At 47.5% G+C, this 23770-nt stretch carries 28 protein-coding genes and 1 other RNA gene; all 29 read right to left on the bottom strand.

The window, feature by feature from the left end; all coding sequences use genetic code 11:
• Window positions 1-88 precede the first annotated feature (88 nt).
• The gene (istB, locus tag BLQ24_RS08885; RefSeq protein ID WP_090164604.1) at window positions 89-865 is read right to left on the bottom strand and encodes an IS21-like element helper ATPase IstB; all 777 of its coding nucleotides are present in this window, start codon (window positions 863-865) and stop codon (window positions 89-91) included.
• Entirely contained in the window at window positions 862-2412 is a 1551-nt protein-coding gene (gene istA, locus BLQ24_RS08880; RefSeq protein ID WP_090164603.1) for an IS21 family transposase, read from the bottom strand. The genes istB and istA overlap by 4 nt, the downstream gene beginning before the upstream one ends.
• A gap of 172 nt (window positions 2413-2584) precedes the next feature.
• Window positions 2585-3193, bottom strand: coding sequence for a hypothetical protein (locus tag BLQ24_RS08875; RefSeq protein WP_090164602.1), 609 nt, complete (start codon window positions 3191-3193; stop codon window positions 2585-2587).
• Window positions 3194-3285: 92 nt separating this feature from the next.
• Window positions 3286-4026 carry a PmeII family type II restriction endonuclease gene (locus BLQ24_RS08870; RefSeq protein WP_090164601.1) on the bottom strand — a complete coding sequence of 247 codons (741 nt, stop codon included), beginning with the start codon at window positions 4024-4026 and terminating at the stop codon, window positions 3286-3288.
• The gene (locus BLQ24_RS08865; protein WP_090164600.1) at window positions 4013-5203 is read right to left on the bottom strand and encodes a DNA cytosine methyltransferase; all 1191 of its coding nucleotides are present in this window, start codon (window positions 5201-5203) and stop codon (window positions 4013-4015) included. Before BLQ24_RS08865 ends, BLQ24_RS08870 begins: the two co-directional genes overlap by 14 nt.
• Window positions 5203-5412: a helix-turn-helix domain-containing protein gene (locus tag BLQ24_RS08860; RefSeq protein ID WP_090164599.1), complete on the bottom strand. Its 210-nt coding sequence runs from the start codon at window positions 5410-5412 to the stop codon at window positions 5203-5205. The genes BLQ24_RS08865 and BLQ24_RS08860 overlap by 1 nt, the downstream gene beginning before the upstream one ends.
• Before the next feature lie 382 nt (window positions 5413-5794).
• Window positions 5795-6889, bottom strand: coding sequence for a MobV family relaxase (mobV, locus tag BLQ24_RS08850; RefSeq protein WP_176755913.1), 1095 nt, complete (start codon window positions 6887-6889; stop codon window positions 5795-5797).
• Window positions 6890-7351: 462 nt separating this feature from the next.
• Entirely contained in the window at window positions 7352-7813 is a 462-nt protein-coding gene (locus BLQ24_RS08845) for a hypothetical protein (RefSeq protein ID WP_090164596.1), read from the bottom strand.
• A gap of 69 nt (window positions 7814-7882) precedes the next feature.
• Complete coding sequence (locus BLQ24_RS10160) at window positions 7883-8020, bottom strand: hypothetical protein (RefSeq protein WP_176755912.1); 138 nt, start codon at window positions 8018-8020, stop codon at window positions 7883-7885.
• Between the two features lie 55 nt (window positions 8021-8075).
• On the bottom strand, window positions 8076-9971 hold the full coding sequence (locus BLQ24_RS08835; protein ID WP_176755911.1) for a DUF4368 domain-containing protein: 1896 nt from the start codon (window positions 9969-9971) through the stop codon (window positions 8076-8078).
• Entirely contained in the window at window positions 9964-10140 is a 177-nt protein-coding gene (locus BLQ24_RS10155; protein ID WP_176755910.1) for a hypothetical protein, read from the bottom strand. Before BLQ24_RS10155 ends, BLQ24_RS08835 begins: the two co-directional genes overlap by 8 nt.
• A gap of 114 nt (window positions 10141-10254) precedes the next feature.
• The gene (locus BLQ24_RS08830) at window positions 10255-10668 is read right to left on the bottom strand and encodes a relaxase/mobilization nuclease domain-containing protein (protein ID WP_176755909.1); all 414 of its coding nucleotides are present in this window, start codon (window positions 10666-10668) and stop codon (window positions 10255-10257) included.
• Window positions 10659-10994: a hypothetical protein gene (locus BLQ24_RS08825; protein ID WP_090164592.1), complete on the bottom strand. Its 336-nt coding sequence runs from the start codon at window positions 10992-10994 to the stop codon at window positions 10659-10661. The genes BLQ24_RS08830 and BLQ24_RS08825 overlap by 10 nt, the downstream gene beginning before the upstream one ends.
• Before the next feature lie 128 nt (window positions 10995-11122).
• A complete protein-coding gene (locus BLQ24_RS08820) occupies window positions 11123-11575 on the bottom strand; it encodes a DUF3846 domain-containing protein (RefSeq protein ID WP_090164591.1) in 453 nt (150 codons plus the stop codon).
• 114 nt (window positions 11576-11689) lie between these two features.
• Complete coding sequence (locus tag BLQ24_RS08815) at window positions 11690-12526, bottom strand: nucleotidyl transferase AbiEii/AbiGii toxin family protein (RefSeq protein ID WP_090164590.1); 837 nt, start codon at window positions 12524-12526, stop codon at window positions 11690-11692.
• Window positions 12523-13110, bottom strand: coding sequence for a type IV toxin-antitoxin system AbiEi family antitoxin domain-containing protein (locus BLQ24_RS08810; protein ID WP_090164589.1), 588 nt, complete (start codon window positions 13108-13110; stop codon window positions 12523-12525). The genes BLQ24_RS08815 and BLQ24_RS08810 overlap by 4 nt, the downstream gene beginning before the upstream one ends.
• Before the next feature lie 151 nt (window positions 13111-13261).
• Window positions 13262-14167 (bottom strand): ArdC-like ssDNA-binding domain-containing protein, encoded by a 906-nt coding sequence (locus BLQ24_RS08805; protein WP_090164588.1) that lies wholly within the window; start codon window positions 14165-14167, stop codon window positions 13262-13264.
• Window positions 14160-15098, bottom strand: coding sequence for a DUF3991 and TOPRIM domain-containing protein (locus BLQ24_RS08800; RefSeq protein WP_090164587.1), 939 nt, complete (start codon window positions 15096-15098; stop codon window positions 14160-14162). The genes BLQ24_RS08805 and BLQ24_RS08800 overlap by 8 nt, the downstream gene beginning before the upstream one ends.
• A gap of 39 nt (window positions 15099-15137) precedes the next feature.
• Window positions 15138-15638, bottom strand: a complete 501-nt coding sequence (locus BLQ24_RS08795) for a JAB domain-containing protein (protein ID WP_075712647.1) — start codon at window positions 15636-15638, stop codon at window positions 15138-15140.
• Window positions 15622-15768: a hypothetical protein gene (locus BLQ24_RS10150; protein WP_176755908.1), complete on the bottom strand. Its 147-nt coding sequence runs from the start codon at window positions 15766-15768 to the stop codon at window positions 15622-15624. Before BLQ24_RS10150 ends, BLQ24_RS08795 begins: the two co-directional genes overlap by 17 nt.
• Window positions 15719-16030, bottom strand: coding sequence for a hypothetical protein (locus tag BLQ24_RS08790; RefSeq protein WP_090164586.1), 312 nt, complete (start codon window positions 16028-16030; stop codon window positions 15719-15721). Before BLQ24_RS08790 ends, BLQ24_RS10150 begins: the two co-directional genes overlap by 50 nt.
• Window positions 16031-16147: 117 nt before the next feature.
• Window positions 16148-16501 carry a hypothetical protein gene (locus tag BLQ24_RS08785; protein WP_090164585.1) on the bottom strand — a complete coding sequence of 118 codons (354 nt, stop codon included), beginning with the start codon at window positions 16499-16501 and terminating at the stop codon, window positions 16148-16150.
• A 76-nt stretch (window positions 16502-16577) separates the two neighbouring features.
• Window positions 16578-19811 carry a VaFE repeat-containing surface-anchored protein gene (locus BLQ24_RS08780; protein ID WP_090164584.1) on the bottom strand — a complete coding sequence of 1078 codons (3234 nt, stop codon included), beginning with the start codon at window positions 19809-19811 and terminating at the stop codon, window positions 16578-16580.
• Between the two features lie 250 nt (window positions 19812-20061).
• Entirely contained in the window at window positions 20062-21147 is a 1086-nt protein-coding gene (locus BLQ24_RS08775) for a ParB/RepB/Spo0J family partition protein (protein WP_176755907.1), read from the bottom strand.
• Entirely contained in the window at window positions 21101-21925 is an 825-nt protein-coding gene (locus BLQ24_RS08770; RefSeq protein WP_090164583.1) for a ParA family protein, read from the bottom strand. Before BLQ24_RS08770 ends, BLQ24_RS08775 begins: the two co-directional genes overlap by 47 nt.
• Window positions 21926-21935: 10 nt before the next feature.
• A complete protein-coding gene (locus tag BLQ24_RS08765; RefSeq protein WP_090164582.1) occupies window positions 21936-22367 on the bottom strand; it encodes a hypothetical protein in 432 nt (143 codons plus the stop codon).
• Window positions 22368-22457: 90 nt separating this feature from the next.
• Entirely contained in the window at window positions 22458-22634 is a 177-nt protein-coding gene (locus tag BLQ24_RS10145) for a hypothetical protein (RefSeq protein ID WP_154571942.1), read from the bottom strand.
• A 277-nt stretch (window positions 22635-22911) separates the two neighbouring features.
• Window positions 22912-23272: a transfer-messenger RNA gene (ssrA, locus tag BLQ24_RS08760) on the bottom strand.
• A gap of 331 nt (window positions 23273-23603) precedes the next feature.
• Window positions 23604-23770, bottom strand: a 167-nt coding sequence (locus BLQ24_RS10140) for an SsrA-binding protein (RefSeq protein WP_176755906.1), incomplete at its 5' end; no start/stop codon positions are given.

Below are 23770 nucleotides of genomic sequence, written 5' to 3'. Positions count from 1 at the left end.
ATGATTATTACGGGGCGGCGGAGCCGCCTGTCCGGTGGTGGCGGAGCCACCTGTCCGGACTTTCGGAGCCACCCCGCATGATTATTGGTTACCTTGCTTTTTCAGGATCCAATCCGTAGACTTCTCGCATGGAGATATCTTTGGATGGATCAGCGCTTTCAATGTCGATCTTGTAGGAATCGTAGGAGATACGATCCATGATCGCATCGGCAAGAGTGCTCTCGCCGCCGCAGATCTGCTGATACCATTCTTCCTCCCGGAACTGGGAGCAGAAGATCGTGGAAGATCTCTTCCTGCGTTTATGGATCAGCTCAAACAAGTTCCTGGCCTCCGGCTCGGTGAGCTTCAGGAGCAGCCATTCATCGATGATCAGCAGGACCGGCTTTGTGTATTTCTTGAGTACGGCGGGAAAGTTCCCGTTGTCCCGGGCTGCCTGCAGGTCAAGGAGCAGGTCCGGAAGGCGGACATACTGGACCGTATAGAACTGCTTGCAGGCTTCCATGCCGAAGGCGCAGGCCATGTAAGTCTTTCCGCTTCCGGTTGCGCCGGTGATGAAGATGTTCCGGTACTCTGTGATGTATTCACAGTTCGCCATGCGCTCGATCAGGGCTTTGTTGATCTTCCGACCGGAGTGATAATCTATCGCAGCGACGGAAGCGTCAGGCTGTTCGAACTCCGCTTTGCGGATCAGCCTTTTGAGCCGGTTGTTTTTCCGGCTGGTATACTCGATATCAACAAGCATGCCGAGCCGGTCATCGAAGGGGACTTCCTTCATGGAAGGGTCATCCTTCTGGATACGGAAAGCGTCAGCCATAGCGGTAAGACGCATTTCAATGAGTTTGTTAATGGTGCTTTCGTTTGTCATGATCGTTTACCTCCGTAGTATCTGGCGCCTCTGGTTATACCGCGCGGCTTCGCCTGCGCATCTGTTCCTGAAGAAAGGCCGGTATCCGGTTCCTGCTTCATGACAGTGAGAAGATTTTTGATGCTTTTGTAGCTGGGTTTCCCGCTGTAGGACAGTGCCCGCTCACAGACTTTCTCAAGGCGCTGCGGCGTATGCTTGTCTGCCAGTCTCAGCAGTCCCATACAACTTCTGTACGACTGCTGTTCGACCCGGCCGGAGGTGAGGATCGCATCGACCACCTTTCGTGTGTTCGGCCCGATCTGATCCGCCCATCTGCGGAAACGGCTGCCGTTCCACTCCAGATATTTCTGGTGGTCATCGGGCATGTGCTCAGTGACCGTGGAATATTGGCCCCTCCTGCCGTGAAGCTGGCGATGGGAAGCGATCCGGTCGTGATTGTAAAAAACTTCAATAGTAGTGTCTGTCACCCGCACATCGACCTTATCCTTGATATACTGATGAGGCACGGAGTAGTACATACCGTCTACTGCGATGTGATAGTTGAACTGGACGGTGGCTCTTTTCCACTCAGCCGGTTCGAAGGGTGTGGCAGGCAAAGGTGCCAGTAATGGCTGTTCTTCCCCAAGAAACAGACTGAGCCTGCTGCATTCCTTTTTCTGGAACTGTCTGGCATTGTAGATGTCGAGCTTCTTCCGGATGGCTGAGTTCAGCTCAGCCAGGGAGAAGAACTGTTCATTCCGTAAGGCGGCTGTGATCCATGTGGATATCTTGCCCACGGAGCCCTCTACGTTCGGTTTGTCCTTGGGACGGCGCACGCGGGCCGGCAGGATCGCGATGTTATAGTGCTCCGCCATTTCGTGATACGTCGTATTGAGCACCGGTGTATACCAGTCGCTCTTTCTGTGATCGACAGCTGTCGTGCAGTTATCGGCCACAAGCATCGGTGTCACGCCGCCGAAGAATTCAAACATGTGAACATGGGCCCTGATCCAGTTCCCGGTCCTCTCGTTCATAAAAGCTTCGACGTAGGTGTACTGACTATAGGTGAGAACACCCACGAATAGCCAGCAGTCGGTAATCTCACCGGTGTCCGGATCGATGATGTGTGCAGGATCGCCCGCCCAGTCGACTTCGATCTGTTCACCGGGCTTCCGGGGGATGTGCATGGTTGCACGGCGTTTCTGCTCGTCTCTGCGGATGTATTCACAGAACTGGGAATACATGAGAGGCTCTTCACCGGCTTGCCGGCATTCCTCGCAGTATTCGATCCACAGAAGCTTTTTGGTAACACCGTTCCGCAAAAGTTCCTTGCGGATGTAACTGTAATCGGGCAGACGTCTGTCTGTTGCCGATTTCTCACTCGGGAACAGAAGTTCCCCAAGTGCGCCGTCGGTCATGCCGAAATCGAGAGGCCATGAGATGCTTAGTTCATCAGCCCTGTCGATCACGCGCCTGACCGTGTTGCGTGAAACACTGCAGCTTCGTGCAATGTTCCGGTCGCTGAATCCCAGGCTTTTTAGCCGAAGGATCTCACGATACTTGGTCATAATGGTGACCCTCCTTTATCTGTAGTCACGCCGGAGCGTGCCTGTACAGTATAAAGGAATCTATGGTTCAGGAGCCGCAAAGTGGCTCCGAAACTCCGGAATTAGTGGCTCTCATTCTCCGGAATGGTGGCTCTCAAAGTCCGGACAGGTGGCTCTGAGGAGCCCGGAATAATCATAAATCAGAAATTGAATACTGATTCTCTAGTTCGTTACCAACACCTACAGGTATCTTAAAAAGGAGTTTATTTGTAACATCTTTGCATTGTTCATTCACTGTTACCTTATTAGGTATTTCCCCTGAAACAATATATGCAGCATCACCTAAGACAGTATCCATCATTGATGTGAGATCAACCGAACCAACGCCTTCAATAGGCACATGTTTAAACATTCCTCCGAGAAGCATCTTTGATCCCATTGTATCTTCGTAGTTCACGATTTTGAGATTAACATCCCTAATTGTCAGAAGCTTTCCAATACGGTTTTCACTAAGTTTTCTTATCTCAACAGATTTTTGCAAAACTGGATTCAAGATAGTTGATTTTGTAGACACAACGCGTAACGTATCAACTGCACGATCCGATTTTGATCCACTTAATCCTGCATTTACTTGCAAATGTGGAAGAACTTTTTCTAAGAAGGAACCAGTACCACCAGATATTGATCCATCTCCATCGATTTGCTTTTCCTTTGTAGCCACTTGAGTTTCTAGGAGCTTGTTGTTGATTTGCATTGCGATTTCAAACGCTTTCGCATAATTTATGTAGTATAGATTAAACATCCTTAATAAGCCTCATCAAAATATATTATTGTTTCGTAACATCAAATTTTCATACGATATCACTCAGCAATTCAAATATTGGCATCGTCATTTCAGTCACCTGAGTTAAACTTAACAAGCGCTTCCCAATCTATCGCTCCTTCTTCATTACAAAAGTTATTAGAAAACTCTCGTACCAAGCGATTTGCTGCTTTGTTATAACTTACCTTGTAATCGGCTACATATTGTTCTGGCAATGTACCCATATAACCAATGATTTTTATATAAAACTCCGAATCCCCAGTCAATTTTTCCCAAAAATCCTTGCCTGCAAGTTCTTTATACATTTTGGGATTTCCATTTTTCGAAGTTTTTTTCTTTCCGTAGCTGTAGCCTATAATCGGCTCATATACTTCTTTTGCCTGTTGTGCTAACTTAGAAGCTTTTATAAAATTCTGTTCCTGCCTTTTTTTGCTGTCTGCATTAAATACTGACGGTCCGCTTTTTACTGCCACCGCATACACAGTGTTAACATCATGATCATGGACTATGACATCTATGCCTTCAGCCAATGATTTCTCTCCGCCACTAGCAGCAATTGCTATGGGTTCAAAAAAACAATTTCCAAATATCGTTTCCTCACTAGAGCTTATATAGGCAGATAGAACAGAGTCTACTATCTCTGATGCATTTTGCATTGCCTTAGCTCTATACAAATAAGGGTTCTTTCTTTTCATTATTTTCTTGATATCTATGGTATCAATCTTATCAATTAGTGAATTATAAAATTCTTCTAATGCAGTAGCTATTGCTTTTACGATGGCTTCTTCATCGTAGCTGTTATTTATTCCCATTTGAATTTCCTCCCATTTCTAACGCGTCTTTAATTTTGTTATGAATACTTGTTCCTCTAAATCTCTTTGTTTTAACTGTAGCTGTATCATCCGCCACAGAAATCACCGCTTCGCCTATGGCTTCAGCAAGTCCTACAGGAACTGCATTGCCAATTTGACGGTATTTACTCGCTGTTGTCCCCGTAAATACCCAATCATCTGGAAATTGCTGGATACGAGCATACTCTTTAACACTCAAAGGTCGATCTTGAGTCGGATGACACATCATTGTTGCCTTTTGAACAGGTGATGTTACAACCGTCGGTGAAGGTTGAGAATATGACAGCCTTCGATAAAAGCCAACTTTTCCACCACCAGATTTATACGCACCACCCATGGCCGATTGGACTACATCCTCTGGGAGATTTCTCCAATTTCCACCTTCAGGCACCATTTGAAGATATTTTATTCTATCCTCACTAAACGATGAGCACTCTTCAACATCATTCTCTAAATCCTTGATTGTTTCTCCCAAAGTGCGCCATCTATACATAGCATTCTGATGCGTTTGAAAATGAGTAGGAACCGGAAGGAAAATATCCTCCGCGTCCCTACTTCCTATCAAGATAAAACGCTCTCTAAATTGTGGAACACCATAATTGACAGCATCCACAAGGCCATATACTGTCTTGTATCCTAATTTATCAAATTCTGAAAGAATAACCTGTAATACAGTGCCAAGTCTTTGTTCAGGATCAGATTCATCTCTTTTTTTACCGACTAAATGTTTTAACGGTGCTGACATGATGCCCTTTACATTCTCCATTACAAAAAATCTTGGACGAATATAATCAATCATGCGAATAAAGTCCATAAACAAACTCCCCCTAGGATCGTTTATTCCAAGTCTTTTACCGGCAGTTGAAAACGGCTGGCAAGGCGGACCCCCGCAGATCATAAACGGCTCATATCTTTTCAATCCAGTCAAGTTCAATATTTCTTGTGGTTCTATTGTACGAATGTCTCCACCCAAAACCTTTTTATTATTTGCCCTCATTGTAGCAACACAGGCTTTATCAAAATCTTGCCCAATTACAACATTTAAGCCTGCATTGCTCAAACCAATATCAAGACCCATTGCTCCAGAGAAGAGCGATATTACATCCCTATTCGCATAGTACTTCCTTACATTTTCCATTAAATTCTTTCCCCATCATTCAACACAAAATAGTGTTCAAAATCACATCCTAGCACTTCCGCAATTTGTTCTAATTCGGCTATTTTAAAACTACCTCTTTTCAATTTTGAATTAAAATTTTGTGGCGAGGTTCCATATCGTCTCGCCAATTCAGCCACACTAATACCATACCTAACGCAGAGTATCCTGATTTGTTCTTCTAATGTCATAACGGTACTTCTTTCACTTAGCAGTTTTTAAATTTATAATATAAAAAATTTAGTTTACACTATGAACTGAAATTGTTATAATTATTATGCTATGGTATTTTATATTTTACTATAGATTATGCAATCTTTCAATGTGATCTCTCTTCACTTCGATCACTTACGTTAATAAATCATTTTACGATGAAAAAGTGGCAGCTACGTGCCACTTTTTTCCTCGTTCTCACCTTCACTGATATTTGTATCAATCTTCGGTCTTTTTCCCATTCTGTATGGATATAACGGGCATGAAATGATCGGACACTCCCGTACTTCTTTTGCTTGACTGCCACTACAATCAAGGCATTTTGCTCGGATTGCTTTGATTGGTGTTAACCTTGCCATGCTATCTGCCTTCTTTCTTCCTTCTGTTCTTCTCGTCTTTCTCCATCTGATTCAGTAGTTCTCTTGGAATCATGTCGATCAAATGCACTAGCTTCTTTTGTCTTGCTTCCAGTTCTCGAACTTTTGATCTCTCCTTGAATAGTTCCAGATCCTTCTCCTGAATGGTACTGTCCTTCCGATTCAGAGCACGCTCGTCATTATCGACCTGGCATTCAAGCTGCCTGATATAATTCTCCGTAGTCTTGAGTTGTCCTTCCATCTTCGCCATTTCCGGAGCATACCTGCCAAGAAGGGCGATTGCTTCATCCTTCTTCCTCGCATTATTCATGATCCCAATGTCTTCGACTGCTGCTACCAGTTGATCGTATTTCTTGTCCAGCTCCCTTGCATTCTTATACAGATAACTCGGAAGATGTTTTCGGTGGGTAACTGACTTCGGGATTCCTCTGGACAGTTCCGGATAACGCTCCGCCATATGTTCATAAAAATCGTCCTGTAATTTGCTAAGTCCCTTTGGACCGCCGATCAACTCTTTAGAAGACAGCCGTCCATCCTTTGTGATTGGCACGAACACCAGATGCATATGAGGTGTTGTTTCATCCAGATGCACAACGGCGGAGATGATATTCTCTTCCCCGAAACGGTTCTTGAAAAATTCATACGCATGGTTAAGGTAGGATCGCTGTTCTTCTTCGGGCAGTGCACGGATCCATTCCGGTGTAGCGGAAACAAAAGCATCCTGCAGCACCACGCTGTTTTTCCTTTTCTTCGCTCCGGATTCCTGTATGCGTTTCTCTACCAGAGAGCGATATTTTCCATTTGGTTCCACAATGTGATAGTTGAGATGAGTGCGCTCCGCAACAATGTCCGGATTGCTCTTGTACTTTTCCTTTAGTCGTTCATGGTGATTTCCGATTGCTGTAACAGATCCCATCTGTCTCTTTTCTATTCGCATGATTACGTAATTCGCCATTTCATCAACTCCCTCTTTTTGTTTATCATTCTGACAACATCGGACAATGCGGAGATTTTTCTTTCGGTGGGAAAGGATGCCTTTACCCCTTTGAGATGCCTGCATCTGTCTGCTCAAGTCCATAACTGCCGGACTTTTCGCAGCCACCTGCGTAAGAGGACTTTCAGAACCGAATCCGAAGGGTCGGTCAGAAAGCCCTCTTGCATCTCGGCAGGGGTAACCCACTACACCTACCATGGTAGGTCGTGGGCAGGGGAGCACCCCTTGACCCCCTGTGAAGGCAGAACGTCATCACAATAGCTTCGCAGCCAGATGGCTCAGCTATGGCGATGAATCGTTCTGCCTAGTTTCTAAGTCTCTTCCGAAAGCTCTGATCCGGTAAAAAACTTTTCCGGATACAGCTCTCGGATCGCCTCAGAAACTTTTTCAAGTTCCGAAAGCGGAACTTGAATAGGTTCCGCTTTCGGAACCTAAAAAAAATGAAATCCCGCAAATAAGTTCCGTATCCGGAACCTATTTTGACGAAATTTCAGATGCAACAAGTTCCGTTTTCGGAACTCCTTATATAGTTACCATACCAGTGGTCTAACTGGTATGGCTCTCCGCACACTTCTTTTTATACGCTCTAGCCTTCTTCTTACGATCCATTCGTTCCTGAAAATCCTCCAATGCCTTTTTCAGTTCTGCAGGATCGTCCATCTTTTTCCATCGATCCGTTAGCTTGTATTCGCTCGGTCTGTGTTCCAGACCGCCACGATCAATGTCAATGAATCCCAAACACTCCAGTTGCTCCAGCGACTTTGAAACCGTTTCTCTCCTGATTCCCATCTGTTCAAAATATGAATACGGACACTTTACGGAATCACCGGAATACGGTCCTTTATATTGCATTCTCAGAATCGTATATACCTCTTTTGCATTCGCTGTCAGAGCTTTATATGCAGGTGACAAAAGCTGATCGTCAAAGAAGATCGTGTGATGTGTGTGCCATGTGCCGCTGGTTGCGAATCTCGGTGGAGGTGACTTGCCTTTCTTTTTCCTTCCCATTTCAATTCTCCTTGCAAGCAAAATCGCCAGACTCTCTCGATTGAAAGCCTGACGATATGTATTTCATCTTTATTTGTAGAACTTTATCAGCAGATCATCCACGGCATCGGTGTATCGGTTCTCTGCCACGAGCTGATTCCTCAATTCGATCAACGCTCGAATGATGACATTGATTTCATAGTCATCCAACTTAAATTTTCTTTTCATAATCAGAACCTTTCTCCATGTATCGGCATCCTCAGATGCCGAAGCTATTTCCCTGCTATACTCCTTCATTCAGCCTTTCCGGAATAATCGGCATACTTTCCAGCTTTCCTTTTTCCACATCTTCATTAAACTCTTTGATCCGAAGTTTTCGTTCTTCGGCTTCAGCTGCATCAAGGATTTCATTTTCTTCTTTCAGTTTTCTTTTTCGTCTGGCTAATTCCCGATTCTTATTCCGTTCATAGCGATCTTTCCAATATTTGTCGATCTCTTTCTGACGGAGTTCTTCCGGTGTTTTCTCAGGCTGAGGAAAATCTATATTCCCGATATAATTCAGATAAACTTCTACCTTCTGCGTCCTCTTTCCGTTTATCTTTTCGGCTCTGTGCACCAGTACTTTATCAACAAATTCATTCAACATCTGAGGTGTCAATTCGTCAAAAGCAGTATATCGATCCACCAATTCAAGGAAACCTTCTACGTTTTCTTTATTTTCATTTGCGGACATATGCTCTTTTTCATATTCCTTAATTCTGGATATCAGCTTTTTCTGTTCCACCTCATAGGATTCCGTCATCATCTTGAATTTTTCTTCCGTTATTATGCCAAGGGCATATGATTCATACAGCTTCTTGTAAATAGTATCGATATCCTGAAGCCTTTTTTTGTCCTCGGTATAACTTCTTTCGCTGTCTTTCTGCATTCTCATTTGCATCGTAGAAGAGCGTTCCATGACCCTATTCAGGAAATCTTTTCGATCATGAATTGCATATGTGCAGGCATTTTGAATAGCGAACAGGACCACCTTTTGGAGATCATGGGTATTGATATGATGCGATTTACAGACAGTCGCTGTTGTTTTTCTGGAAGATAATTTGTAGTTGGCGCAATCATAATTATCAAACCCACTTTGTCTTTTCCCATGTTTATCGATGAAAGGCTTTGCACGGTGATTGTACATTTTTGCTCCGCAGTCTGCGCAAAACACCAATCCTGTAAGGGGATTTGCTTCACCGACTGTGTCGTGACGGCGGGGAGTACCGATCAGTTTTTGGGCAAGCTGGTAGGTGTAAAGATCCACAATAGGCTCCTGTGTGTTTCTGAATACGACCCATTGATCCGGACTATTAGCAACAGTCTTATGATCCTTGTATGATTTGCTGTGAGTACGAAAATTTACGGTATGTCCAAGATATTCCGGTCGGCTCAGTATTGTTCGGATTGAACTTGTGTTCCAGTTATACGGTTCTAGTTTCTCAATGCAATTTTTGTATCTGCCAACACCGTCTTTCGCATTGTGATAAGCTGGAGTCTCTATTTTCCGATCACGAAGAATATCCGCTATTTGCTGTGTACCTTTTCCCTCAATACAAAGCTGGAAAATCAGACGGATTACTTTTGCTGCATCTTCGTCCACATTCCACTTATGCTTATCGTAAGGATCTGTTCGATAACCATAGCAGGGAACAGCAGCCAGATGAACACCGGATTCACCGAGACTCTTCTTGGATGCTTTGATTTTCCGCGAACAATCCCTGAGATACCATTCATTCATGATGTTAAGAAATGGCGCAAATTCCGAGCTGCCCTGATCCTCACTGTCTACATTGTTCGATACAGCGATGAAATGGATGTCCTTTCGTCCAAAATACACCTCGGTATAATATCCGACCTCCAGATAGTTTCTTCCAATTCGGCTCATATCTTTGGCAATGACCGTGGACACCAGTCCATCTTCAATATCACGGATCAGCTCCTTCCAGCCAGGACGATCAAATGAACCGCCACTGTATCCATCGTCAGTATAATGCTTGAAATTTGCATAACCGTTATTCCGAGCATATTCTTCCAGCATTTTCTTCTGGTTCACGATTGATGTGCTGTCACCGAATTTTTCGTCATCTCTGGACAAACGCTCATATAAGGCTGTAATCTTTCCCCGAACCCTAGTCATTGGATTTCCTCTTTCCCTCACGTTCCATCTGATCTGCGACCAGTCTGACAAGAATCTCATCCACAGATTCCTGTGCTTTTTCCGACCGCCGAACAACAATTTCGTAGTGAGTATTACCAGATTTTAGGGATATGATTTTTTCTTCCTGTTCTGCTTTATCTACTGTCATTTTTCTGCTCCTTTCACATTCCAGCCCCTTAACAAATGGCTGCTGAATGTAAAAGGATCGTTGAAATTCCAATGTCTACAGAGGAAATATACAGTTCCAAAAAACCATCCCTTTTTAGCCTATATACTGAACATTGTTTGTGTTCAGGTGGGTGGCAACCACGATCTGGAAGCGGTCGCCCCAGAGTTCTTTTGACATCTGTACTCCGATCTCATGGGCTTCCTCCGGCGTTACCTCGTATCCGTCGAAACTCTGCATGCAGTGTCCGCATACGATTCCACCCGTCTTGTTGAAGCTCAGCTTGGTAATGTTGAACTGCTCTCTTGCGTTCTCTACGTCGCAGTTGATTCCAGTGGTGAAGTACTGCTTCTCCGTTTTATTCTCGTCGGAGGCATAGGCAATGATGTCCGCCAGTGCCTGCCGGTCCGCCTCGGAGCAGTCACGTTTTCTGGTTTTCTCCGGATTGCCGATATATGACAAAGGATCACCGGGATTGCCCCGGATCCGTTTGATTTTCGTCACTGCCATTCTGACTTCCTCCTTTCCGGCATCAGATATTTCCGTTCCATCTCGAGCCTGAACCCACGCCATGCCTCCGCCTCCGATGAAAGAAGCTCCTGTGCTTCTACACCGGATGTCACCGCAGAAAGTGTCTGCAGCCGTTCCGCAAATTCAGATATCCGGTTCATGTCCTTGAAAAATTCCGTTCCCGGTCTTTCCGGCGGAACATATCCCCGGAGAAGGAGACGGATCAGGTCGGTTTCGGTCATGCACGCCCGCTTCGCTTTCTCCGCCAGATCCTCCGCCTGCTGTTCGGTCAGCCAGAACTGTTTTTTTCTTCCTCTTCTGCCCAAAGCCTCACCTCCATCCTCCGGGGTCTTAGGGTCCTCCCTAAATCTATGGGAACCGGCGGCCGGTGCCCATGCCTTTGTACTCACGTGGGAGTACGAAGGCTTTGCTTGCTAAAGTTATGCACAGCATCCTACCTTTCCATGGACTGTTTTCTCTCGTGCTTCATTGGATGAAATTTCTTCGACCTGATTCCGTTTTCCGTTACATAAAACTGCTCCGGAAATTCGAATTTCTTCCGCATTTTTTCTTCCAGATCAGGCGGCATGGACAGGAATTTTTCACTTTCGACAGGTGCGTAGCAAATGAAAAACGGACCTGCAATGATCTCCTGCAACCGCCCGTTCTGGTCAAATATTCCTCTGTTCAGTTCCATGCCGAGCATTTTTCCTTCCTCGTTGCAGACGATGGCGCAGTCTCCGATGCGTGGATCCGATGCATCCTCAAAGGGCATATATTCTTCAATATTTCCCTCCACGAGCCTTTGCATCGACTCCAGATTGTCCTCAATTTCTGCAATCTCTGCCTGTTCTCCCGGCTTAAGCAATAGCACCCGGAGCTTATCATTTTCATTATGTTCGTTCATATTCAGGGCTCCTTTCACGATTAATATGCAGTAATTTTGGCAGCACAGCGTTCTGCTGCAATAAAAAAACGGAGACATTCAAGTCTCCGTTGCAGACATCTGCGCATCAATGATCTACAGATAAATTGATATATATCCTCTCAAACTTTCGATCATTTGATCAAAAGAAAGTTCACCGACATAAGCATTTCGCTTGCAATACAGCTCCCAGCGTTTACGAAATCCGGCATTCGATTGAATATCGTTCAAATCGCTGAGTATACTATTTGCATCAAGTTCTGTATTCCGATACGCAAAAGTTGTATTCACTGCTTCCCGCAGTTTGTTTTTATCAAGGTTATCTGATTTCAAGTTAAACAGAAGGTAAAGGTCGTAAAAATCCTTGCTGCGGCTATTATCCGTCTTTCTTGAAACAACCGTCTCGAGTTTCTCTGCAATAATAGTCTCAAGGTTATATGACATTACTTTTACAGTTTTGTCATCTTCAAATACAGAACAGTATGGATATTCGATCGCATCTGGCGTTATCGGATCTCCAGTCGCAACATCTATGCTGAAGGGCTGACGTATATTCTCAATTTGACCCTCCATCAAAATTTTATATCCGGGATATTGATCTTCAATTTTAATGTTGTCAATCGATTTTAAAATATATCGCAGTCCATCCGCACTATCGGAAGCGGCCAGTTCTGAAAAAATCTTTTTAATTTCACTTTCACTCAATGGATGATTTCTCAAAGACATATCCATATCCATCGTTGTTCGTGTTTGTATCCCCAGTACCGATGAAAGAAGAAATCCCCCTTTCAAAATCAAATCTGTCCTGTATTTGCTTGCTGCAATGCGTTCTAAAAAATGTTCGAAGAAATACAGCAGCAGTAACGTGTTGATTGATACACCTGATTCTTTTGACCTCTTCCTGATCAGAGCCATCATTTTATCTTTGTTCATATTACCTCCAGGATGTCATCCACTTTCTTTTCAATCTTCATCACGCCGGCATAAGCACGGAGTTTCTTATAGTCTCTGTCAGGATCGCTGGCATAGGCCTTCATGGCATGAGAGAATATCTCCACATCAACGTTTTTCCTTCCTGCAATCAGGTCGCAGATGGTCCGTTCCTTGTCATAAACCCTGACCGCATTCCCGAAGACAGTTGGTTTCTCCACAATACCCATCGAATAAATTTCTTTTTTTACAAAATGAAATACGGTTCCGTCGGAAATATGCGAGCTGTTATACCCTTTATAGACGGTAACCTCTTTCTGATAGGGCACACGATCTGTCATGCCATGAAGATACAGTGCGCTTTGAAACGAATAGATACATCTGCTGTTTGTAATTTGAAAGAAATAGTACTCATCATAATCACCGGAAGCATCACAATAAATTCCTCTTGCAACTCTCTCAATGCGTCCTTTTTTGACCATTTCCGAGAGATACCAGGAAGGGATTCCCTGATCCCTTACCATAGAGGATGTGACAATTCCGTTATTTGCCTTTGCTATTGAATTAATCTTATCGTAAGCCGTCATAGCTCCTTCCTTTCATGCTTACATTATTGCATATCGTTAGCGCAAAAGCAAGAACCATATTCATTTGACAACGATTCATCTGGGTCCCGTCACTATATGGAATTGAATACCACTGTTAATAACCTGTGCCTTCACAATACAGGAAGAACTGTCATCGCTCGTTCTCGATCTCCTTTTCGCTCTTCTCACGCTGTTTTTCCATTGCCTGATCGATGGATGTGATCATCTCATCAGCAGTCTTTCTGATCCGTTCCAGCGAATTTTTCAGTTCCTTTGTGTCTTTTCCGGAGGACCATCCGGCCACATATCCGAAGGTGTAGTCTGCGGTATCCAGGCCGAAGTGACTGCAGACAGTGTAGGCGATACTCTCCGCCTCGACTTCTTTTGTACTGCGGTCCGGTGTCTTTTTCTCATCCATATTCTCTTTGGAATGAAGTCTCTGGTGACTGATTTCATGGATCATGGTTTTGATGGTCTGGACCTGACTCATGCCGGAGCGTATAGCAATTCGCTTTGCCCCATCATCGTAATAACCGTTGGCGCCACCCTGAATGTCCTCGGAATAGATGGGAACCGGACAGATATCCTTCAGCGCATTGAACAGTTTGTGATAGTTTTTCACGTCTCCGGTCAGTTCATTGACGCCGATCATTGGAAGCTCTCTGCCTTCTGTCTGCTCATAGGCGAACACGCTGATCACCCGGAAACCGGTGATCTCGATGATCTCTTTATCCCCATCGTCTGCAGCATCTTTCTCCACCTTGTACCTGCAGGGAGCAAGAATGCGAATTCCTTTTTCTCCTTTGCGGACCTGCCGGTCGAACTCCTTCTGCCATGTCCGGTAGCCTGCAACCAGAGAGGCGGAAGGGTACTGCATGGCAATCAGAAGACAGTTGTTCAGAGAGTAGTGGTGGAATTTGCTCATGCACTTCAGCATTTCCCGGTACTTGTCGCTTTCAAATACTTCCTTCACGCCTTCCTCCAGCCGGTCGGTGATCTCCCGGATCTGCTCCTGCCGGCTCTTCCGTTCAGGTCCCCGTTTCTTCTTTTCATCCAAATCTCGTTTCTCCTTTCTGCTGAAGGGTTCTCAGAAACATCAGCTCCTCGTTGTAATCCTTTCCGTGAACAGGAGGCTCATCCCGGATGTGGTACCGTCCGTTCAGCCTGCCGATGATTGAAGCGGCCGCACTTCTTCCGGCAGAATCATCATCCAGGCGGAGAATGATTTCTTCGGTTCCCGGATGGTGATCCAGATAATTTTCAAGTGCTGCCGGAAGTTTCACGCCATTCGCTCCTCCATATACGCCGCCCAGGGAGAGCAGTGAGTCACTGTTCCATCTTTCTCCGTTCAGCTTCCGGATCGTGGCATAGGACAGAAGGTCGATAGCACCTTCAAAGACATGAACGCGTTTTCCCGTGCCTTCAATCCGGAAGGAAAAGTGCTTGTCGGAGCCTGCAGCCTCGCCCATGATCCGGTCTTTTCCGGTCCCCCGGAAGAAGGCGTATCCCGCTTTATTGTTTTCATCAAAGCCCAGAAAAATTGCACTGTGAGAAGGCAGCGACTCATAAAGAAGCCCTTCACCGATGCATTTTCCGAGAATTTCCCGGTCGATGCCCCGGCCGGTAAGATAGCGAAGAACCACATGATTGTCCTGTGCCTTCTCCGGCAGGAGCAGCCGCTTTGCTTTGCCGTCTTTCGGGACAAAAGAAAAAGAAAGCTGTTTCGCCTCCGTTCCCAGTATCATTCCTACCGCTTCTGTGAAGGGTACATCCTTTACTTTGATCAGATAATCCAGCGCCGATACACCGCCGAAACCTCTGGACCACCACATCCATTTTCCGTTGGAGATCTTCAGACTGTCATGCTCTCTGGTGCAGTATTCGCCGCCCGAAATATGGATCAGATTCCCCGGATCATTCTGTCTGAGATAGGTCAGAAGATCCATCTCCCGGGCGCGTTCGATCTCTTTTGCCGTGAATCCGGCCATGTTCGTCACCTCCCGAAACTGAAAAATGCAGGTTTTGTTCTATCGTTCCCACTCGCTTGTATAGTCGTCTCTGGACCGCATTCCATCGAGAAGTCCCTTCCGGAGAAAACTGGCCTGTTCTCCGGTTTCCGCGGCGATGATGATATGATCCAGCATCTTGATGCCCATGAGTTCGCCGCATCTGACCATCCGCTCGGTAACGGCAATATCCGCCGGACTCGGTTCACAGTTTCCGGATGGGTGATTGTGAATACAGATGAAGGATGCCGCATTGGACAAAATGATGGCTTTGAACGCCTCTCTCGGATTGATCATGGCTGCATCCAGAGTGCCTACGCTGCAGATATGAAGGTTGATGGGCTTGCCGTTCGTCTTCAGATTCAGGATCGCAAATACCTCCCGGTCATAGTTTTTCAGCTCGCCTGCCACCACTTCCATTACAGCTTCCGGTGACGTGACTTCTTTGGTGGAATAGAGAGAAGGCTCTTTCACCAGCCGGACATTCACGACTTTGATCTCATTTTCATTCTTCTTCGGCAAGGATCATCACCTCCTCTATCCGGATGCTGATTACCGTTCCGTCTTCCAGATCATTCACCAGCTCTCTGAGTTCTTCCATCTTACTGATTACTGCGATATCCGCCGTATCCGTCTCTTTGACTGTTTTCACTTGGGTCATCCTCCTTTTCTTCAAGGTTACTACTATTGGTCTTTGGGGGTTTCGGTTTCGCATCGTCCATTGCGTTGCAAAGGTAGGCGATGACCTTCCGGTCCCGAATCGCTTCCTGCAGCTCCAGGATCACGCCGATCTCTCCGCTCAGTCCGTGATCATAGGCGATTTTCATATCGATGGATGTGATCTTCTTTTCCGTGTCAAAACCTTCATCCGTCAGTTTGTTCAGTGTCTTCAGCTTGCTTTTGTCTGCTGTCATTCTCGTCCTCCTTCCGTTTCCCATAGATGATCTCCATCATGCAGTATCCGCAGAAGGGTGCTTCCTTCCTGCGGTAGCGGCAGTTCTCCGGGCACTGCCTGCGCCCCTTCAGCCCGTTCATGCGTAACTCCCCGGACTCATCAGCTCCATGCCGTATTCGGTGAACTGATACCATCTGGTCCGGTCGAACCGGCTCTCGTTTCTTTCCGAAGCACGAAGAATCCGGCATTCGGTCAGTTCTTTCATGGCGTCCCGGATCATGTGCCGGCTCAGAAACGGGTAGACCGTCTGGATCATCTTCTGGGGCATTTTCCTCCAGTAATCATCGGCCGTGCCGTTCTCGTACTCCATGATCTCCCAGAGATACTGGGCGATCAGTGCGGCCCGGATCCCGCATATCATGGCGATGTTTCGGTTAAACCGGCATTCGTTTTCCTTTCGGATCTCACCATTGATCCCGTTTGTAATCATTTTCTTTTCCTCCTGACGGAACCAAAAAAAGAGCGGCATCTCTGCCGCCCTTTTGGCTCATTGGCTATTTCATACTCTATTCCTTCAGAACGTCCTGGTCCTCCGAAAGCTTATGCATTTGTCTTTTCTTGTATGCGATTCCTGCTGCGGTGGTACCCGCTGCCAGCATCAGAGCGATATATCCCAGAAGTTTTGTCCTGTCTCCGGTCTTCGGCGGAGCAGGGTTCTCCGGCGGAGTATCCGGCTTCTTCGGGAAATGAACGGTCTGGTCCTTGTCGGAAAGGTCTGCGTGGCTGGTAACGGTGATCCCGTTATGGATCATATCCTCGAACACGACCACATCGTATCCCTGAAGCCTTTCGGCGTCAAAGGTGAACTGCATCTCGACCGTTCCGTCTTTCTTCTCTGCGGTAAACGTCTTCTCTGAAGTCACGGCAGAAAGTCCGTCACGGACCGGCTTTCCTGTTCCTTTGTCCATCAGGACACCCTTTACCGTGTATTTCTTTCCCACAACAAGGTTGTGATAGCTGACGGTATCCACGATGGAGACCTTCTTGTCCCGGGAAGCCTCATGATTTCCGGACTTGCTGTCCTTTGCCGTTGTTTTGATTTCCGGATACCAGATCGTCTGATCCTGATCGGTGAGATCCCCGTGAGAGGCCACCTTGATTCCTTCATAGAAAAGATCCTCGAATACGACGGTGGTCTTTCCTTTCAGGGAAGATGCATCGAAAGTGAAGCTCATTTCCACCGTTCCGTCGGCCTTGTGTGCCGTTAACTTTTTCTCGGAAGTGACCTTCTTTCCATTCACCATCACCGGTTTTCCGGTCTCCTTGTCCATCAAAACGCCTTTTACTGTGTATTCTTTTCCCGGAATCAGATTGCGGTAGTTTACCTTGTCCACAATGGTGGTTTCCTTGTGGGTTTCCCCGATTTCGTCCTTTGTCTTCCGGTCCTCCGCATGGGTCTTTACCTCCGGGAAGTGGATGGTCTGTCCTTCATCATGAATGTCTGCGTGAGATGCGATGTTCACATCGTTCTCATAGAGATCCTCGAACACCACCGTTGAGGTTCCGGCAAGACCCGCACCGCTGAAGGTAAACTCCACATCCACGGTTCCGTCCTTCTTCTCCGGCACGAATTTCTTCTGGGAAACCACCGGCTTTCCGTTCACCAGAAGCTCCTTTCCGGTCTTCTGGTCCATGAGCTTTCCCTTCAGAACATATTCCTTTCCGGGAACCAGATTGGTGTAGGAGACGGTGTCCATAAGTTTCACGTTCTTCTCTGCAGCAGAAAGATTCATGCCGGTATTCTCTGCTTTCACCTTGGTTCCGATGGCGATCAGATCATCTGTGATGGTCTCCAGGTCCACGGTTCCTGTGCGGGTTTTCTCATCCACGGTGAAGCTGAACTTCTGCAGAATATATCCTTTGTTGTTCTCGCAGCGCATCTCTTCGATGGTGTAGGTGTCGTAAGGCAGGGCTCCTGCGCCGGTGATCATGGCAGCTTTACTCCCGAACTGCCCGGTGCCGAAGAACACGCCGCTTCGGATCTGCTCCGCTCTCTTTTTCAGAGACTCGGTAGAGATCTGTTTCTCGTTCAGAAGATCATCAAACGGATTCTGCCTGCGGGCATTGTCTTTTCCTTCTTCCTCGTCCAGATCGCCTGCGGCCCTTCGGTCTTTTGTGGAAAAGAATCCGTTTTTGTCCGTAACCACCACATGGGTCTCGCCGTTTGATGCGGCAGTGATTTTGAATGGGACAAAGGCAAATCTTCTGGAATCGCCGTCACCGATCTTGGTTCCCTGAACGTCGCTGCGGTAGACATAGTTGTCAAAGGTCAGCGCCATTTCGTTCTGTCCGTCATCATAGGAAACGGTTTTTCCGTCTTCCCGGATCTTGAACAGATGCTCGCTCTTGTCCGTCCTCTGATAGGTCTTGTTGGTCTTCGTCTCTCGGATGGTGTAGGTTCCGTATGGAAGATCATCCGGAAGGGTCTCTGCCGTGTAGGCCTTTTTTGCTTCATTCCAGTGAACGGTGATCTTCCCCATATCCTCACCGGACTTTACACGCTTGACTTTTCCGGAATTAATCAGGTCCTTCTTTGAGGAAAGGGCCTTCCAGTCCACTTTGTTTTCCGGACTTCCGATATCACTGCGGACCAGCACATCGTGACCGGATACGTTTTTGATGGTCATCTCGATCCCGTTCAGATCAGCGCCGCCGAGGGCCTCTGCTTTCTTCAGCTCCTTGTCCCGCTTTACGATCTGAACGCCGCCACGCTGGACGTTTTCTTTCACGGGATCCGAAGTAATGTCGATGATCTCTCCGTCTTTCCGGATGCTGATGGCTCTGGGCCATTTCTCATTCAGAAGATATCCGGCAGGCGCTTTGGTCTCTTTCACCAGATAATCGCCATAGGGCAGGGCGTCTGCAGCAGACTTTGCAAGTCCGTTCTTGTCCGTCCTGATCGTAACTGCCGCTTCTCCCTGGTCGATCTTCTTCTCTCCGAGAAAAACAGCATGACCGCTTTTGTTAAATGCGGTGAATTCCGCACCTTCCAGCGTGGCATCTCCCTGTGCATACTGTTCATCCAGATCGTTATCGATCTTCTGCAGGCGGAATCCGCCCCGGATATCCTCCAGATATCCCGCCACCATGTCCTGCACGCCGCTCATGGTGCTGATGAACACCTTGAAATTTCCCGGGATGGCCTCATCTTTTTCCGAATCCGCATTCCAGAGTCCGTCTCCCAGCCTCTTCGCCTTTGTCCAGATATCCCCCAGGCCGGAAGCTTTCGTTCCGCCCCAGGTCGCCATATCAGAGGGCCTTCCTTCGTAAACATATGCCATGGCAAGATGAGCGATGGCCCAGTCTTTGGTGAAGTTTCCGGTGTAGTATGCGCCTTTGATGTTGCTGATATTCTTCTCGTATCCCGGATAGGACGGGGAGTAGAACACAATGTTTCTGAGGGCATTCCATTTTCCTTTGTCGTCGGAATCGGTGATTACTTTATCTACCGTGACCTTTCCGGTGGGCGGTGATGCCTTGGCCGGCTGGACGCAGTAGGTATATCTGCTTCCCAGCCCGTCTCCCAGGTCGCATTTTCTGGAATTGCTGTAGCCTCCGTCACCGGAGCCGTAAGTGATCCTGCCTCCGTCAGTGACCGTATAACTGCTTCCCACCTTGCCGGTGAATGCGCTGGCCGTTTCCGTCACCACAGGAAGGGCTGACCCCAGCACCATCATGGAAGCAAAGGCGATGGTGATCAGCTGCTTGAATTTCTGTTTGAGTTCTGTTTTCCTGTTCAAAATATTTCTCCTTTCCGTGACAGGGCAATCGCAGTAAAATTCACCAAATCACAGATTCGGGAATTTCTTGCGGCTGACCTTCATCGGCGCTGAAGCGCCGTGATAGGGCATGCAAAAACGCCTGTGCATTCACACAGACGTCTCGGCTTGTCTCTCTTCTTTTAGATATATTTCTTCTTCGGGTAGTAACTGGTAGTAAATAAAGGGAGGGTTACAGGGAGGGAAAATTGGGAGTGCGTACTCCCGCATTTTACCGCTCCTGATCCCTGGCTTTTCGCTGCAGGAATCGGTTGTAGTGTTCCATGGCTGCCGCAACAAAATCCTCCCGTTTGGACAGCGGCAGGTCCCTTGGAAAAAGCTTTGCGATCCGGTCTCCCCGGAAGACGATGCGCTCCTTCTGGTTGGGCTTCTCCTCCAGCATGATATCCTCCAGCGCCTCGATCGAGAGTTCGCCGTCCTGATAGAGTTTTTTCATGCGAAGGGCCTGCGAATGATTGGGAGTACTCTGCTCCTGCAAAATCAGATTGTAGACATCTCTCTGCCGGTGTTCCAGATAGGAAAGTTCAACGGCAGGTCGCATGGCGATCTTGCCTTCGTCCACCATCTCCAGCAGCTCCGGGATAAGTTCAGTGAGGCGGATATATCTCTGAATTTGACGAGCGCTCTCACCAACTTCCTTGGACAATTCTGCATCAGATCGATACTTTAAATACTGCGTGCCCACTGGGCACGCGGTGTCATGTTTCCGTGAATCCGGTGTTCCCAGACGGAGTATTTCTTCCTCACTAAGCCCATACGTTCTCCCAAGATGTTCCTGCGCTCGTTCCAGCTGCGGTCCGACGGACTCCCCTTCGTACTCCATTCCTTTCTTCTGATTCTCTTTCATTCTGGCGATCTGCTTTTTCATCGCTTCAAGCCGCATCTTGTACGCAAAGGCCTTCTCACTCGGAAGGATCGTTGTTCTCTGGAAATTGGATTCCACCATCAGGATCGTCGCCTCATCCCGAGAGAGCTCCACCACTTCACAGCGGATTTTATCCATCCCCAATTTTTCACAGGCCCGCTTCCTCCGATGTCCGGAAATCATCTCATACCTTCCGTCTTTTTTCTTTCGTACCATACAGGGAGTAATCAGCCCTTTGGCCCGTATACTCTCCACCAGATGATCCATGTCTTCATCGTCTCTGACCTTGTAGGGATGATCTGGAAAGGGATCGATCTCTGTCAGCGGGATCTCATAGATCCGCTTGAGTTTTGCGTCATCCCGCTCTTCTTGTGAAGAAAAAAGTTCATCGAGTGAGGGAAACTGTATCTCTTCTCTTTTCTCTTTCGCCACTGCGGATCACCTCCTTCGTCAATGCTTCATAAGCTTTCGCCACCTTTCCGTTTTCATCGTAGGTGAATATACTCTGCCCGGACTTAGCCGCCTCAGCCGCTTTCACCGCCACCGGGATCTGGGTATCGAAGATTCGGATTGCCATCCCGTAGTAGGTCCGGATGCTGCTGATCACATCTCTTGCCAGGTTGGTCCGGTTATCCACCAGCGTCATGACGATCCCGTCGATCTTCAGGTCCGGATTAGTGTGGGTCTTGACCCGGTCGATACTCTTCATCAGCTGCGTCATTCCTTTGGCAGGAAGATACTGGGCCTGCACAGGGATGATCACTTTGTCCGCTGCGGTCAGCGCATTGATGGTGATCATGCCTAATGACGGCATGCAATCGATCAGAATATATTCGTAGTTTTTCTTTACCGATTGGAGAAGGTTATCCAGCACCTTTTCTCTGCTCATGGCGTTCACCAGACTGACTTCCATAGAAGAAAGATCCAGATTAGACGGGATCAGATCCACGCCTTCCTCGTGATGAAGGATCGTATCTTCCACAATGGGTTTGCAGTCTTTGGTGACCAAGTACATCAGCCTGCCCAGGGATTTCTCCAAATCATCCCCGTTCCATCCCAGGGACTGGGTGAGGTCACCCTGTGGATCCGAGTCGATGAGCAGCACCTTCTTTCCGGCCCGGGCAAGACCCACCCCCAGATTCAGCGCCGTGGTGGTTTTTCCCACGCCTCCTTTCTGATTGCAGATCGCAATGGTTTCGCATTTTGCCATTCCTAACCTCCTAACTCAGCAGCTTCTGGTCCTTGCTGGGAAACATATCCCGGAGCCAGCCTTCCACGCAGTACCAGTCAACATATCCGTCATCAAAGAAGGAATCTGCAAACGCATCGCAGGCATCAGGAACTTCACTGATGCAGTAATCCAGTGCCTCCATTTCCGCTGCAGCGGATTCCATCCCATTCTGGCGGAAGATCCTGCCGAGAAGTGCGATCATAGCACCCGGTTCATCAGAACAGGCCTCTGTTTCCAGCTTGCGCACCATCTCCAGGACCACTTCCTCATCCATCTCCTCGGTCATCTCAGTAAAATGCTCCGCGGCTCTTCTTGCAAGTGCATCCACTAACGGGCATCCTGCGCAGCTTTCTGTTTCACGGGCTCCGGTTTCTCCCAGCCCCATCGCAATAATTTTCATTGTTTCCTTTGTTGTAGTCATCTCTTATCCTTTCTCCGAAAGCCGGATAGAAAAATAACCCCGCACCGGATTGTGCAGGGTTATGTATTCATCTTCCGGCCGGAAGGATAACTAGTCCATGAATTTCACCAGAAGATCGTCGATGGCATCGGTGTAACGGTTTTCCCGGATCAACTTGTTTTTCATTTCGATTAGACAGAGAACTATGATCCGGCGTTCGTCGTAGCTCAGCTTATATCTCGGTTCAAACATCATGCTTACCTCCGTTTCTTCATTTTTCTTCAGCATAATGTACTCCCAACGGACCTGCAATTATGCGAAATCAGCTCGGAGAAAATGGAACAGAAAAAATTTCGGACGCAACTGTGCGGCGATCTCGACTCCCCTCATAGCAGGGGAGCCGAAAAAAATCCCAGATTTTTTCCCAGATCATATGGCTTCAGGTGGGTCTGAGAGGGTTTGTATGCGTCTGAAAAAAGGCACAAAAAAATCCGCTGGCCATTGAAATCAGCGGAATTCGTTGCAATGTAAAAGGTCCAGAGTTTTGCCTCTGAACCCCAAAAAATGGTGGAGATGAGGAGAATCGAACTCCTGTCCGAAAATATTTCCGCACCTATTTCTCCGAGCGCATCTGATGGTTTCAGTTTCGCTTCACCGGACGTCCATCAGCAGACTTCCGGGCCGGCTATTCCGGATTGGTCCCCAGACGGTCCGGAAACCCCGCCTGAGTTTTCCCGCATGGTCGATACCAGATCTCAGCTCTGCGGGTGAAGCTGAGTTGGCAGCACGTGTGGCTGACTATGCAGCCAGTGCGAAATTGTTTTCGTTTTTAGCGTTTATATTTAAACGGCCCCTTAGTACGCAGACTGGGCAACTGCGGCTCGCTTAAGATGTTTCTATACCCCCGTCGAAACCTTTACACCCCCATGATGCCGGCTGTGAGGATCGTCCAGCCGGCGGCGAATCAAATTAATTGTGTATCCGGTCGAAATAACCGGAACCTGCTATTAATACTATTATACGCCGGTTTTGTGATTTCCAAACAGGCAATTATTGTATACATGGAATGAACGCACCCCGTCGGGCGGACGGTTGCCTCATTTATGCTGCCTCCCCAGGCGAACGGCTGTCTCATTTATGCTGCCTCCCCGGGCGAACGGCTGTCTCATTTATGCTGCCTCCCCGGGCGAACGGTTGTCTCATTTATGCTGCCTCCCCGGGCGAACGGGCCTCCTCTCATTTTTGTCTGCGCCGGAGCTAATAGCGCTTCATGGCCTGCTCCATTTTCCGCTTGGCGGAGCGCCGGGCCATGTCATCCCGCTTGTCGTAGTTCTTCTTGCCCCGGCAGGAACCCAGCTGAAGCTTGGCGTAACCCCGGTCGTTGATGTACATTTTCAGCGGCACCAGGGTGTGCCCCGCCTGGG

The sequence above is a fragment of the Eubacterium pyruvativorans genome (assembly GCF_900102225.1).
Classification (GTDB): domain Bacteria; phylum Bacillota; class Clostridia; order Peptostreptococcales; family Anaerovoracaceae; genus Aminicella; species Aminicella pyruvativorans.
Note: the sequence above shows the minus strand (reverse complement) of the source record. Positions and strands in the feature narration are given on the sequence as shown.